The sequence below is a fragment of the Candidatus Poriferisodalis sp. genome (assembly GCF_965204195.1).
Lineage (GTDB): Bacteria > Actinomycetota > Acidimicrobiia > Acidimicrobiales > Poriferisodalaceae > Poriferisodalis.
On sequence record NZ_OZ241975.1, the window covers coordinates 3131631 to 3145099 of the forward strand.

The 13469-nt window shown below is 66.3% G+C and carries 14 protein-coding genes; 6 read left to right on the forward strand and 8 right to left on the reverse strand.

Features of this window, described 5'->3' with window-relative positions; genetic code table 11:
- The first annotated feature begins 295 nt into the window (after positions 1-295).
- From ACOGI8_RS14035 to ACOGI8_RS14050, 4 genes are all read left to right on the forward strand, one after another.
- Positions 296-760: a hypothetical protein gene (locus tag ACOGI8_RS14035; RefSeq protein WP_419854411.1), complete on the forward strand. Its 465-nt coding sequence runs from the start codon at positions 296-298 to the stop codon at positions 758-760.
- Between the two features lie 125 nt (positions 761-885).
- Entirely contained in the window at positions 886-1482 is a 597-nt protein-coding gene (locus ACOGI8_RS14040) for an ArsR/SmtB family transcription factor (RefSeq protein ID WP_419854412.1), read from the forward strand.
- The gene (locus ACOGI8_RS14045; RefSeq protein ID WP_419854413.1) at positions 1475-1936 is read left to right on the forward strand and encodes a HEPN domain-containing protein; all 462 of its coding nucleotides are present in this window, start codon (positions 1475-1477) and stop codon (positions 1934-1936) included. Before ACOGI8_RS14040 ends, ACOGI8_RS14045 begins: the two co-directional genes overlap by 8 nt.
- Positions 1937-2132: 196 nt before the next feature.
- Positions 2133-3353: an HNH endonuclease gene (locus tag ACOGI8_RS14050; protein ID WP_419854414.1), complete on the forward strand. Its 1221-nt coding sequence runs from the start codon at positions 2133-2135 to the stop codon at positions 3351-3353.
- Positions 3354-3593: 240 nt separating this feature from the next.
- On the opposite strand, the gene ACOGI8_RS14055 is transcribed toward ACOGI8_RS14050, so the two are convergent.
- The 6 genes from ACOGI8_RS14055 to ACOGI8_RS14080 all read right to left on the reverse strand — a co-directional run bounded on the left by ACOGI8_RS14055 (position 3594) and on the right by ACOGI8_RS14080 (position 9289).
- A complete protein-coding gene (locus ACOGI8_RS14055; protein ID WP_419854415.1) occupies positions 3594-4115 on the reverse strand; it encodes a hypothetical protein in 522 nt (173 codons plus the stop codon).
- A 3-nt stretch (positions 4116-4118) separates the two neighbouring features.
- Positions 4119-4751 (reverse strand): DUF4276 family protein, encoded by a 633-nt coding sequence (locus tag ACOGI8_RS14060; RefSeq protein WP_419854416.1) that lies wholly within the window; start codon positions 4749-4751, stop codon positions 4119-4121.
- Positions 4748-5926, reverse strand: coding sequence for an AAA family ATPase (locus ACOGI8_RS14065; protein WP_419854417.1), 1179 nt, complete (start codon positions 5924-5926; stop codon positions 4748-4750). Before ACOGI8_RS14065 ends, ACOGI8_RS14060 begins: the two co-directional genes overlap by 4 nt.
- 286 nt (positions 5927-6212) lie before the next feature.
- Positions 6213-8207 carry a fibronectin type III domain-containing protein gene (locus ACOGI8_RS14070; RefSeq protein WP_419854418.1) on the reverse strand — a complete coding sequence of 665 codons (1995 nt, stop codon included), beginning with the start codon at positions 8205-8207 and terminating at the stop codon, positions 6213-6215.
- A 389-nt stretch (positions 8208-8596) separates the two neighbouring features.
- Positions 8597-9040 (reverse strand): PIN domain-containing protein, encoded by a 444-nt coding sequence (locus ACOGI8_RS14075; protein ID WP_419854419.1) that lies wholly within the window; start codon positions 9038-9040, stop codon positions 8597-8599.
- Positions 9041-9046: 6 nt separating this feature from the next.
- Entirely contained in the window at positions 9047-9289 is a 243-nt protein-coding gene (locus ACOGI8_RS14080; protein ID WP_419854420.1) for a FitA-like ribbon-helix-helix domain-containing protein, read from the reverse strand.
- Positions 9290-9427: 138 nt separating this feature from the next.
- Between ACOGI8_RS14080 and ACOGI8_RS14085 the strand changes: the two genes are divergently transcribed.
- Both ACOGI8_RS14085 and ACOGI8_RS14090 read left to right on the forward strand, forming a co-directional pair.
- On the forward strand, positions 9428-10396 hold the full coding sequence (locus ACOGI8_RS14085; protein WP_419854421.1) for a crotonase/enoyl-CoA hydratase family protein: 969 nt from the start codon (positions 9428-9430) through the stop codon (positions 10394-10396).
- The gene (locus tag ACOGI8_RS14090) at positions 10393-11253 is read left to right on the forward strand and encodes an alpha/beta fold hydrolase (protein ID WP_419854422.1); all 861 of its coding nucleotides are present in this window, start codon (positions 10393-10395) and stop codon (positions 11251-11253) included. Before ACOGI8_RS14085 ends, ACOGI8_RS14090 begins: the two co-directional genes overlap by 4 nt.
- 13 nt (positions 11254-11266) lie before the next feature.
- Here ACOGI8_RS14090 and ACOGI8_RS14095 read toward each other — a convergent pair whose 3' ends face one another.
- The gene (locus tag ACOGI8_RS14095) at positions 11267-12049 is read right to left on the reverse strand and encodes an SDR family oxidoreductase (protein WP_419854423.1); all 783 of its coding nucleotides are present in this window, start codon (positions 12047-12049) and stop codon (positions 11267-11269) included.
- 70 nt (positions 12050-12119) lie between these two features.
- Positions 12120-13370, reverse strand: coding sequence for an acyl-CoA dehydrogenase family protein (locus tag ACOGI8_RS14100; RefSeq protein ID WP_419854424.1), 1251 nt, complete (start codon positions 13368-13370; stop codon positions 12120-12122).
- Between the last annotated feature and the right edge of the window lie 99 nt (positions 13371-13469).

Here is a 13469-nt window from a genome sequence, read left to right on the forward strand (position 1 = left end):
GATCGCCCGATACCGCAGTCGGGCAGTCTCATGCCCACCCTTCCGAACAGCGCGTCGGCGTATTGCCGAATCGGCTGTTTGCGGCACAGGCAGCGGGTCGAAGGCCGAGATGGTCGATAGCGGCATGCCGCGGTCCTCCGCCGTCGGCAGCGGCAACACCACCACAGCGATTCAGTTCCGGCGACGGGCGTGAGATACCTCAAAAACCATTCGGGTGCGCCGAACCGATGACATTACGTTTCGGGGGTGCATCGCGAGCCGAGCGGCAGGAGAGCGCATGGCTACCATTCAGACTGTGCCGGAGCAGCCCGCTGCAACAGACACGGCCAGCGAGACAGACGGCCCCGACAGTGCGGCCGAGTCCCGAGTGTCGGCGGGCGGGCGCGATGGCGGCGCGGGCAGCACACAACCGGCACCGACTGCCGGTGATCGCAGCAGCAGTCGCAGGCCCTTCCTCGGCCAGACGGCCGCGATCACGATCATCGCCGCGCTGATCGCGTCCATGACGCTCGCGGCGGTCACGGCGTTCAACACGCTCCGCTCCGACATCATCTCCGTGCGAACCGAGCTGCGAGAGGAGATCAACGGTGAGATCGGATCACTGCGCACCGAGATGCGAGACGAGATCGGATCGCTGCGCACCGAACTGCACGACTTCCGAACCGAGGTCGGTGCGGTGCTGCTCGATCATGCCGAGCGTCTCGCGCGCATCGAAGCCCTGCTCTTGAACGGCACCATCGACTCGCGCCAGCAGTCCTGAGCACCAGCCCCAGTTGCATGGGACACCCGCCGTGGCGAACCGCTGCTCCGGTGGGCGCGCACTCGTACTGAATGCGGCAACGTTCGGACCTAAATATTCGCATACTCGATGATAAGATTGAGAATGTGAATACGTCAGCGCCGGCGCTGGTGCCGCTGTTCAGATCAGATCAGCAGCTGCGCATTCTCGGTGTCCTCTTCGGCGGTACTGGAGATGAACTCACTGTGGGAGAACTCGCCGTGCGCGCTGAGGTTGCGCAAGCTACCGCGAGCCGCGAGGTCGCTCGTCTCGAACAGCACGGCCTCGTGAAGACGCGGGCTCTGGGCCGCAACCGGCTGGTGCGCCCTAACTGGAGCCTCCCGTGGGCGCCGGAGCTGCGCTCGATTCTGTTGCAGACCGTCGGCGTGCTGGGGCGCCTCGGAGAAGCGCTCAGCGGACTGGAAGGTGCCGATGAAGCGTTTGTGTTCGGATCGTGGGCCGCTCGCTTCGAAGGCGAGCCAGGTCCCTTTCCGAACGATGTCGATGTCGTCGTAGTCGGCGACGTGCCGCTGCGGTCAGTCCGCAGAAAATGCCGCGAGGTCGAGCAGCACCTGCGAGTAGACATCAATCCTGTTGTGATCGACAAGGGTGCTTGGAGTGCTCCAGAAGCGGAGCCGTTCGTTGCTCACATCCGGGAGCAGCCGCTGGTGCCGATCTCGCTCGACGCAGGCCCCGATGGCTGACTGGCTGGCGGAGGCGATTGCAACCGGAGACGTGGAGCGAGTGCCGGCGAACATGGGTGCCGCCGGCGAGCGCATCAACGACGCCAGGCGGCACGTCCATTCGGCCCGCAGAATCGCCGAGAGCGACACGACGCTTGCCATAGCAGCCTGCCACGACGCCATCCGCAAGGCCCTGACGGGCCACATGTCAGCTCGAGGGCTGCGCGTGCGCCGAGGCGAAGGCACTCATCGCATCACTCTCGACTACGCCCGACACCATTTGGCAGGCACGATCAACGAGAGTGATCTGGTCGAAGCGAACGAGATCCGAATGGACCGCGCCCTCGCCGAATATGGCGACTTTGCGTCCAGAAAGTTGACTGCAAGCCACGCCCGTGATGCGGCCGACGTAGCGGAACGAGTCGTCAACGCAATCGCCAGCGCTCTCGCAGGCGAATCGACGCAGCAGATATAACCAGCGGCCGCGCCCGTGCGCAAGATCGCGCCCCGGGCGCACAGGCAACGCCGCGCGCCCTATCGGTGAAGGGTCGATCAACTCACCGGATGGACAGCCGCCGCGGCGATCCGCCGCGGTCGTGCTGTCGTGCAGCGCGGCCCTCGGCTCTGCCTCGGCTTGATACTTGTGACACCCCCTTCGTACGGTTGTTCTCATGGAAACGGACAGCGGCGACCGGGCTGGCGGCGGCGACTCCCCTGCTTCAGATACGGCACATGAGGCATCTGCCGGTGTCGAGGTGCGGGCCGATGCGGTGACGGTGTCTGAGCTGTCTGATGCTGCGTTGCATCGACGGCTGGCCGAGATCGGCCGGGCAACGTCGGCGTTGGCGGCGTTGCGCAGCGAGACGCTGCGGGAGCTGACGCGCCGTACTGACACCGCTACGGCTGAACAGACGGCCAAGCACACACTGAGAATCCCGGGGCGGGCGGCGCGCAGCGATGTGAAGCTCAGCGTGGCGCTCGGCGACCTCGACGCGACTCGCAGCGGTCTCGAGGAGGGCACGATTCCCGACGGGCACGCTCAGCTGATCGCCCGTGCATCGACTGAGGGGCCCATCGACGAGGCATGGCTGGCTGAGCGGGCTCAGCGCGAGGGGTATGACCAGTTCCGCCGCACCGTCGCCCGACATCAGGCTGAGGCGAGCAGTGATGACGGCGCCTCACTGCTGGAGCGCCAGCGCCAAGCGCGCGCAGGGAAGATCTTCACCAGCCGGCACGACGGCATGGTGGTGCTCAATGCCCAGTTCGACCCCGTCACCGGAGCTCGCCTGGCGTCCGTGATCGCCGCGACAGAACGGCGCCTCTACAGCAACGAAGACCCCAAGTCACGGCCATCGCACCCCCAGCGCACCGCGGATTCGATCGCAATGCTGATCCTTGAGCCCGACGCCGCACGGCCCGTGGGCACCTCGCTGCTGGTGGTAGCTGACTACGACGCAGTGAACCACCAGCTCACGAACGCCCGCCTGTCAGACGGCACCCCCATCCCCATCGGCGAGATCGGCCGCATCGCCGCAGACGCACAGGTGCTACCAGCGATCTTCAACCACGCAACCGGTGACCTGCGCATGGGCCGCAGCCGTCGCACAGCCACCGAACTGCAGCGTGCCGCGCTCGCACTCCGTGACCAAGGCTGCATCGGCTGCGACGTGTCGCCCGACTACTGCCGGGCGCACCACATCATCGAATGGCAGCACGGCGGCCGCACCGACTACGACAACCTCGTGCTGGTCTGCAACGACTGCCACCACAAAATCCACCACCACGGCCACACCGTCGAACAAGTGCCCTGCACCAGCCGCTACGAACTGCGTGCTCCTGCAACGCCGCCGACGACGGGTGACAGCACGGCCCCAAGAGCACCCCCAGCTTGAACGTCGGGGCGGCGGGGTGCGGGCCGGTTTCGGCCGAGAGCGCCCACAGCCTGTGTGCCGAGGCCGAGGATCGCGGGATCGGCGCCAAGGTGACCCGGCGTGTGGGATTGGCACCAATAGGACCCGGCTTGCCGGAGGCGGCAGACGACGACCGACGAAAAGGCCCGCCATTCCTAGTCAAGCCGGAGCGTCCAGAAAGGCGGGCAGGATTGGGTTCACTCTACCGGCGGCGCTCCGTGCTCAGGCTCGGTTCGGCGTACCCCGTTGCAGCGCATCGAGCAGGTGGCCGGCGTGGGCGGTCAGGAGCGTGAGGCGGCAGGTTTTCGGCTCGCGAGCGCCGACCTGGTGCACGTAGGTCACGCGCAGGGCAGTGCTGCCGGTACCACCGAGCAGGCGATTGCTGCGCAGGCCCTTGTGCCACCAGCCGCCGAACTCCCAGAACGGTTCCACTTCGACGATCTCTGCGCTCACGACCGTTCGGGCATCCACGCGCTGACCGCGGAACGGCCGGACACGGGCCGTGAAGCCACCATCGTCGATCTGCAGTTCCAAACGCATACGGCTGAACATCCACGACGCAGCGGCGAACGGCATGACCAGCGGGACCGTGACCCACAACCGGGCTGTACCCGTCAGGTCATCGTCGGGGACCGCCGTGACGAGCGTGCCCAGCCCTGCCGCCATGACCAGCAGCGCCGCTACGAATATCTGCTGCGCGCGCCGGCTCTTGCCGTCGAACCGCTCCACGAGCTCGCTCGCCACGGCCTACAACGCTTCGAGTCGAGCGACCCAACCGTCGAAGCGAGGGCACTCTTCACGGATTCTCACGAGTCCGATCGCGTTGGCAATCGCCGGGCCGTGAAGCCGCTTCTCGTACTTCATCCCGTGGTCTTTGAAGCAGCGCTCGACCCTCTTGCTCGGGGCAGTCGTGTCGCCGTCGTTGATGTCCTCGGGCGTGCCGAAGCCAGCTGCAATCTGCCCGAGGGACTCCACTGCCGATGCTGGCAGGCCCGCAATGACGCCGAACGAACTCGGGTCCGAGAAGAGCAACGCCTCAAGCTCATACTGCTGGACGTACGCGAACTGCGGGGTGGCACGAGGCTCTCGCCGGCTGTGGTTGCCGATTGCCGCGTCGATTCGCGCCGTGAGGTCGTCAACCGTCTCGCCCGGCTCGAGCCGGCCGAAACGGTAGAAGTCCACCAACGAGGTCACGGCGTCGTAGTTCCAAGACAGCTTCGCCATGTGCGGCGCCAGCCGGTCGACGTTGATGTTTCCGCCTCGACTCCATGGCTTGATCGGGTCAACCAAGATGCCCTGGTCAGCGAGGTGCGGTGACAACAGCTGCTTGACGAGTTCTTCCTCGGTTTCGCCCTCGACCGCGACAGCCACCCGCTTCACGGGCGACCGCCGAGCAGGTTCATCTGCCAGAGTTCTCCCGTCGTGTAGTTCTCGTCAAGCCAGCGCACATAGTCCGCTCGGTTCAGGCGGCGCACCTTCGTCTCGGACTTCTCCAGTTCCATCACCACAATCTCGCTGAGATCGAATGCATCGACAAGCAACGGCGACTGGGTTGCCACGATCACCTGACACCGATCTGCGAGGGCTTCGATCATCGACCCCATCAGCGAGACAGCAGCAGGGTGCAGGCCCAGTTCTGGCTCATCGAGCACCATCACCTTGGGCAGCATGTCGGACGGAAGGTTGAGAAGCGTGACCAACGCGAAGAATCGCAGCGACCCATCCGAGGTCAGATGGGCGCCGAGAGTCTTGTCCCATTCCGCCGCGCGCCACCTCAAGATCGCTTTGCCGTTCCGTTCCTCAAGGAGAAACTGATCAAAGTTGGGCAGGATGCGTCGAATATTGCATTGGACCCACTCGTAGTGATCCGGGTACTCCTCCAAGAGTCGAAGTAGCACAGCGGCCAAGTTGCCGCCATCGGAGCGCAGCAAACGGTTGTCGCTCGCGTCCCATGGCCGCTTCATGGGGGCGCCTAGGGAGGTGTCGTGGAACTGAAAGGTGTGGCAATCCCTCAGCAGGTTGCAGACCACACGCGCCGTCGTCGGCTTGAGATCGGGAATGCGACCCTTGGCGGCGTCATCAATCCTCGCTTCAGTATGACCGCTGCCCACCGAGATCCATTTGGCCAACCCCGTCCCTCTTTTCGGATCGCTGAATCGCCAGCGCTCGTCGCTGAAGATGAAGCGATCGGGAGCACCGTAGGAGAGCGAGATCGAGTACTCGTTCAGTCCCTTTGAAGTCGAGAGGCGAACATCGGCATCCATTCGCGGCGTCACTTTGTTCCCCATGAACAGCTGGTCGTCGGCACCGCCGTATTGGTTAACGAACTGTTCAAGGCGGCCTGATCGCAGCATCCAACCCAACATCTCAAAGAAGCGAACGAAGTTTGACTTGCCCGAACCGTTCGCGCCGATGAGAACCGTTACGCCCCGCAATCCTTCCAACTCGACGTTAGCTAGCGAACGGAACCCGCGAATCGCCACTGACTCAAGCCTCGCCGTTGCAGATTCCGCAGCTGTATGCGTCCGCTTTTCCCACTGGGATTCGTCATCCATCAGGAACTCGACACCTCATTGACCGGGGCTGCCCATGGTCTGGCCCAACTCTGCGGCAATCGGATGCTTCTTGATCCTACGGTGCCACCCGGGGCGCGACGGGTTCGGAGGCGTCGCTACGACACGGGCGACGATTCGAGTTGGGGATTTGGAGGCATCAAATCCAGAGATGCCTGAAGCTGTTCGGCGGCGGTTGCTCGACCGGCTCCGGCTGTGGCGGATCAGTGTTCTGCGGCTCCGGCTGCTGCTGTGGCTACTGCTGTTCGGGTTCCGGCTGCGCGGCCTGTTACTCGGCCTCGGTCGGCAGGGTGATGCGGGCGTGGATGCGCTCGCCTTTGCCGGCTTCGTTCTGGGCTCGCACCCAGACCCGGTAGGTCGCGCCGGGCGTGAGGTTGCCGAAGGTGGTGGTCGTCTTGCCCGCCGCGATATTGCGGTTCTTGCCCTTGCCGGTGTCGGTGTTCTTGATGTGCGCGATGTAGCGGTCGGGCGTGTCGCCGGAGGCCGGGGCCTCCCAGGTGACGATGACCTTGTTGCGCTTGGCCGTCAGTTGCAGGCCGACCACCGGGCCGGGCGTCTCCACCGGGTCCGCGGTCTGCTGCTGCTGCTCTGGTTGTTGTTGTTCGGGGATTTGCTGCTGTGGCTGTTGTTGCTGTTGTGGTTCGGGGGCGTCGTCGTCGGGGACGGTGACGATCTTCGGCTCGGGGCGCGCCTCGGTCACCTCGATGCTGTAGGTGGTCGTGCCGCCGGAACCGCTGACCATGACGTACAGCTCGGTCGCGCCGCCGTCGGGCGCGAGGGCCAGATCGACCGTCGTGCCCGAGGGCCGCACCCGCGCCGGGCGCGTGAAGGTCGTCGCGCCCTGGCGCGAGCCCGCGTGCACGCTCTCCCCGCCGCTCCAGTGCGGCGCCAGCGTCACGCTCGTCGTCCCCGCCGGGACCTCCGCCCGGTACGACGTCACATCGGTCGAGAAGGCCGGGCTCAGCGCCACCGCTCCCGAACCGGCCGTGAGCGCGAGCCCGGTCACGGTCAGCGGGTCGCGCTCTTGGTGCCTCGCCGCGTTCTGCGCGCTCTGTTCGTCCATGACAACGACGGTCACCCGGGCGCCCAGGTAATCCGGCGGGACCTCCGGCGAGTCGACGCTGTGGTCGACGTGCAGGACCTCGGCACGGGAGTCCGCGTCCTTTCCGGCGCTGACCGTGAACGTCTTCGGGCTCGTGTCTCCCGCCTCGACCCAGATCCGCTCGGGAGAGACCGTGATCGCGTCGATGTCGCTGTCGCCGGCGGCGCTGACGCGCGGGGAAATGTACGCGGCGTCCTCCAGCGGCGTCTTCAGGCGGACGGTGTAGGTCGCGCTGGCGCCCTCCTCCAGCCACACGGAGCCCGGGGAAGGAGCCAAAAAGCGGCAGTCGTCGTCGATGATCTCGATCGACACCACCAGGCCATGGTGCCGGTCCTGGCGGTCCCAGCCTCCCCAGTCGGGACCGCCGCCGATGCCGTGGTGCCTGATCCAGTACCGGGTGCCGGGCGGAGACTTGCACACGTTGTCGTCCACCGCGGTGAGCCGGACCGACTTGGACCGCTGCCAGTCCCCGCTCAAGTAATTGGGATGCGGAGCGGCCTTCCAAGTGACCGAGTTGTGGATCGTTAACAGACCGTTGTCGACATTGGGGTAATCACTGCCGTCCGGCCGGACGTTGTGATGCCGCGGCGCGATGATCAGATCCGCGGTCGGCGGCTGGTGGAGCACGATGCCGTAGGTGATCGATGCGCCCTCGGCGATCTTCATGCGCCCGGGTCCCATTGGGTGGAACCCGTCAACAGACATGCTGCCCTGGCGGCCGATCGAGACCGGCTGGGGGCAGGATGCGCCGCTGGCCACGATGCTGAGCACCGCGCCGCGGCCGCCGGACCAGCTGGCGGTGGTGTCAAACTCAGCCGTCTCGTCGTTGGCCGGATGCGTGGCCGAGGAAAACGCATGGGCGGTCGCGCCGACGCAGAACTTGTAGCTGTCCAGCGCGGTCACCACGCTGCGGTTGAAAGATACAACGATGTCGTTGTGGGCTGACCTGTACACGATCTGGGTAATCGACCAGGCGTTGCCTCCCAACGTGAAGTCGTCTTCCGACAGGTTGTCCGTGTCGCTGCACTCGGCGTCCGTTATCCCGTTCAGGCAGCCAGCTCCATTGTCCAGCGTCTGCGCCGCCAGCGTGGCGGACCAAGATGGTGTCTGCGCCGCGGCCGGCTGGGCGGTCAACGTGAGCGCGGTGCTGAGCATGAGCATGCTGGCCGCTGCGGCCAGCGTCAGTTTGAGGGCGGAACGTCTACCCCCCCCCCCCCCCCCCCCCGAACATGCGTGCGGTTCGGGTCGGGGTACGTGCTGGTTCAGTCATCATTCATGCCCTTGTCGTTCGCCCTTGTCGTCCATGGACGCGGGCGACACTACACGCGGCAGACCGCGGACAGACACATGCCGGCTGCGCCGGGGTCGCACATTCCGCGCATATGAGGAATCGCCCTCACGGTGCGGGGAGACGGTCGCACACGGGCCGTGAAGCCACCGTCATCGATCTGCAGTTCCAAGCGCATGCGACCGAACACCCACGACCCGGCAGCGAGTGCCGTGACCAGCGGGATTGGGACCCACAGCCGGACGGCACCCGCTTCGTACCGTCACGGCCTTGCGACGTCGCCCTCGCCTGCCGACCACGGATTGACGATGTCGAGGCCCGCGCCAGCGAAGTCGCCAACGTTGCGCGTGACCACCGACATGCGGTGCACAGATGCGATGGCAGCGATCTGGGCATCCGCGTGCGCCGCCGGACGGCCAGCTGCTCTCCGCGCTGCGGCGAACTCGGCGTACGCGACTGCGGCCGGGCTGTCGAAGGGCAGGATTCGACCGGCGAAGTCCTCGCGCAACAGCGCGTCTATGGCTTCACCGACAGCATCCCGGCGTGCCCCGGCCGGCATGATCTCCACACCAAAGCGAAGCTCTGCCTCGGTCACGGCAGTCAGGAACAGATGCGAAGCGTCCCGAGCGGCAACCCACCCCACCACCGACGGCTCGGCAATGGGACGCAACAACTCCGACACGACGTTCGTGTCCAGAATGAACATCGCCGTCTAGCTGAACACTGGTGGCTCACGCACCGGCTCGCGCGGAGGCAGCACCAGCTCCACCCCGCCGAGCGGCTCGACGCGTGCGCGAATCGACGCCACGAGATCCGCAGGCACGACGTCGGCCTCGACGGCAGAGCGGAGGATCCGGCGGGCCTCCTCCTCCATTGAGCAGCCATGAACCGCCGCGCGCGTTCGCAGCCCGGTCTTGACGTGCTCGTCGAGGTTACGAATCGTGATGCTTGCCAACGCTGCGACTCCCGATACCTGCGGCTTCTCGCGGATGATTGCATTGCAATCATATCGGGCCTGACCGTTTCGGCCGTCAGTCGCCCGAATGACGACAGCGGCCTACTGGTTGGGTGCTGCACAAGTAGCGTCCGCGGCATGGATGCGGGCAGTGCTGTCGGCGGGACGGCGGACGGGGCGGGCAATACGGGCGGCGAGGCGGTGGTGCTGTACGACGAGGTCGACACGGTCGCGTTCATCACGCTGAATCGGCCGGAGCGCATGAACACGCTGACTGAGAGCGTCATTGCCGGGGTGGCAGACGGCATCGACCGGGCGACGGCCTCCCGCAACGTCCGCTCGATCGTCATCCGGGGCAACGGCCCCACGCTCACGGCGGGCTACGACCTCAACCCCGGCGGCGGCACCCGTGGCGGCAGCCACGGGAATGACACAGCCAGCGCCGAAGAGCTGTACGACTCCTGGGGCAGCCCCTATGGCGCCCCCGGCCCCAAGCCCCGCGAGGGCGCCTGGGACCCGGTGCGCGACTGGCAGTTCATGGGCCACAACGTCAAGCGGTTCATGAAGATCTGGGAGTGCCCCAAGCCGGTGCTGGGCCAGATCCACGGCTGGGCGATCGGCGGGGCCACCGACATGATCCTGTGCTGCGACCTGCTGTTCATGGCCGATGACGCCCATATCGGCTACGCGCCGTCGCGCATCTACGGCACGCCCACCACGATGATGTGGGTGTACCGGCTGGGCCTCGAGCACGCCAAGCAGTTCCTGCTGTCGGGCGATGCCATCGATGCGGAGACTGCCCACCGCATCGGTCTCGTCGCCTACGTGCACCCGCCCGACGAACTCGGCGAGCGGGTCGAGGCGTTCGCCCGTCGGCTGGCGCACATCCCCGCCAACCAGCTCGCGCTCAACAAGCTGCTGGTCAACCAGGCCTACGAGAACATGGGCTTGCGCACCAGCCAGCTGCTCGGCACGTTCTTCGACGGCGTGACACGCCACACCGAGGAGGCCTACCGCTGGGTGGAGGACTTCGAGACGAAGGGTTTCCGCCAAGTGATCGCCGAACGCGACGCACCCCACGGCGACTACGGCGAGCGCCCCCGGTGAGCGCAACGGCAGATCCCCCAGTGCTGGTTCTGCTGCACGGGCTCGGTGCCAACCAGTTCGTCTGGGACCCGCTCATCGGCTCGCTTCCGTGGGACGGCGCCATCGTGGCACCCGACCTGCGAGGGCACGGCGGCGCGGAGTGGCGCGGCCGGTACTCATTCGGTGCCATGGCGGCCGACGTCGCCGAGATGCTGGCGGACGAATACGCCGACGACCCGTATGTGGTGCTCGGTCATTCGATGGGCGGCATCGTGGGCCTGGCATTGGCGTCGGGCTGGTTCGGGGCACCGCCGCTGGCTGCTGCAACCATCGGGGTGAAGCTGCGCTGGTCCGACGAGGAGATCGGCCGAATCGACGACTTGGCCAGCCGACCGCCGCGGGAGTTCCCCGACCGTGCCGACGCCGTCGAATGGTTCATGAAGCTGGCGGGCCTGCACGGCGTGATCGCTCCCGACGATGAGCGCATCGAAGAGGCGATCGACGCCGGCGTCATGCGCACCGACACCGAGCTGCGCTTCACCGACGACGGCGAGCCGATGCGCATCGACCCGCCCGGACCGGCGCCGGGCTGGTGCGTGGCCCAAGACCCTGCCACCGTCGAAGTCGGCCCGCCTGACATGACGGGCCTGCTCGCGGCGGCCAAGTGCCCGGTGGTGATGGCGCTGGGCGAGCATGATCCGCTGGTCGCTGTCGACCACCACCACGATCTGGCCGCAGCAGCGTCATCGAAGCCGCTGGCGGCAGGCGTCACGACGCCGTTTGTGTTCGCAGGCGTCGGTCACAACGCCATGGTCGAGGACCCGCAACAGGTCATCGACTGGCTCGCGACGTTGCCTGGGTTCGCCGACGCCCTCTGACCGGCAGCCCGGCTCAGCCCTCTTCGAGCGGCAGCTCTCCGGAGATCTTCACGCACTCGCCGCCGTCGATGTCCATCACATGGCCGGTCATCCACGAGCCGGCAGCCGACAGGAACAGCGCAGCCTCGCCGATGTCGGACGGTTCGCCGAGCCGCTTGAGCGGCAACTGGTCGGCGATCATCTTCCCGCGGGGTCCATCCCAGAGCACACGAGCGAAATCGGTGCGGATCAGCCCCGGCGCGATGCAGTTCACCCGCACCTTCGGCCCCATCTCCGCCGCAAGCTGGCGGGTCATGTGCATGAGAGCGTCCTTGAACATGCAGTAGACGCCCAGCGCTTCGGACGTGTGATGCCCGCCTACCGAAGCGATGTTGATGACTGAACCGCCATGGGTGCCCATCCACTTGTCCCAAGCAACCTGCGACCACTGCAGCGGTGCGCGCAGGTTCACCTCGTAGGTCTTGTCGAGCCGGGGGATGTCGCAGTCCATCATCGGGCCTGCCCATGGGTTCGTGGCTGCGTTGTTGACCAAAATGTCCAGCGACCCGTAGCGCTCGATTGTGCCGTCCATCACCCGCTCGGCCTCTTCGAGGTGCCCGATGTGGGACGCGATGTAGCTCACCTCGCCGCTGGCGCTCTCGGCCAGGTCGGCCACTGCCGCCTCGCACTTCTCGGCCTTGCGGCTCGTGATCATCACGTTCGCGCCCGCATCGGCGAACGACTTCGCGATGCCCTTGCCGATGCCGGCCGAGCCGCCGGTCACCAGCGCCGTCTTGCCATCCAGTCGCAGTTCCATGATCAGTCCCCTTCAGTCGTAGGTGAGTGCGCGTGCGCGCCTCGTTCGTGCAGGTCTCGTTCCGCCCGGCCTAGCTCTTGCCGATCTGGTTCCACGGGCCGCCGTCGGCACGCGGTTCACGCGGCAGCCCGAGCACGCGGTCGCCGACGATGTTGCGCTGCACCTCCGAGGTGCCCGCGTAGATCGTCCCGGGCCTCGCACCCATGAACGTCTGCACCCACGCCAGCGAGGAGAAGTCCGCCCCGACGGCGTCGGTATTGATGCCGTTCACCGCTGGATGCCCGCTGGGCGCCGTTGCCTCCATGCCGAGCAGGTCCATCGAGAACTCAGTGATCCAGTGGTGATACTCGCTCCACAGCAGCTTGTGCAGCGATGACTCGGGCCCAGGGGCCTTGCCCGCGAGCACGTTGGTGACGTTGCGCTGGCCCATCCATTTCATGATCTCGACCTTGGCGTGCGCTTGGGCGAGGTCCTGGCGCACGAGTGGATCGTCGGTGGCGCCGCGCTCGACGGCCACAGCCGTGATGCGGTCGAGCTCGTCGCGGAAGCGGAGCGCGTCGGTGGTGGCGCCATGGCCGCGCTCGAAACCGAGCAGCACGTTGGCGACCCGCCAGCCGTCGTTCACATCGCCGACGACGTTCTCTTTCGCCGTCTTGGCGTCGGTGAAGAACACCTCGTTGAAGTCGTGCCGGTTGTTGATGTTGATGATCGGGCGCATCTCCACACCGGGCTGATCAACCGGCACCAGCAGGAACGAGATGCCGCGGTGCTTTGCCTCGGTGGGGTTGGTGCGGCACAGCACGAAGATCCAGTTGGCGGTGTGGCCGCTGGAAGTCCAGATCTTCTGGCCGTTGATCACCCACTCGTCGCCGTCGAGCACGGCGCGTGTGCCCAGGTTGGCAAGGTCTGAGCCGCTGTCGGGCTCGCTGTAGCCCTGGCACCAGCGATGCTCGCCCGAGATGATCTTGGGCAGGAAATGGCGCTTCTGCTCCTCGGTGCCGCACTCGATGATGGCGTTGCCGACCATCGTGATGCTGAACCCGTCGTTGTCGCCGCCGACGGGGACGCCAGCCTTGGCGAACTCCTCGGCCATCACGACACGCTCGACCTCGCTGAGCCCGGCGCCGCCGTACTCGACCGGCCATGAGACGGCCAGCAGCTGATTCTCCGACAGCAGCGCCCGCCATTCCTCGACGAACTGGTCGCGGGCCTCTTCGTCGAGTGAACCCATGCCACCCCAGTTGGCCGGCAGGTGCTCGGCCAGGAAGGCCTGGATCTTCTCGCGGTAGTCGTCGGCCTCGTCGGTGTAGGTGGGATCCATGGTGTGCGCTCCCCTGCTTGAGATTCAGCTCAGCTCGCCGCTGAGTCTGCCACGCGACAGGAGGGTTGGCTCAGAGCCGGTAGCCCCTGTGCTGGTCGC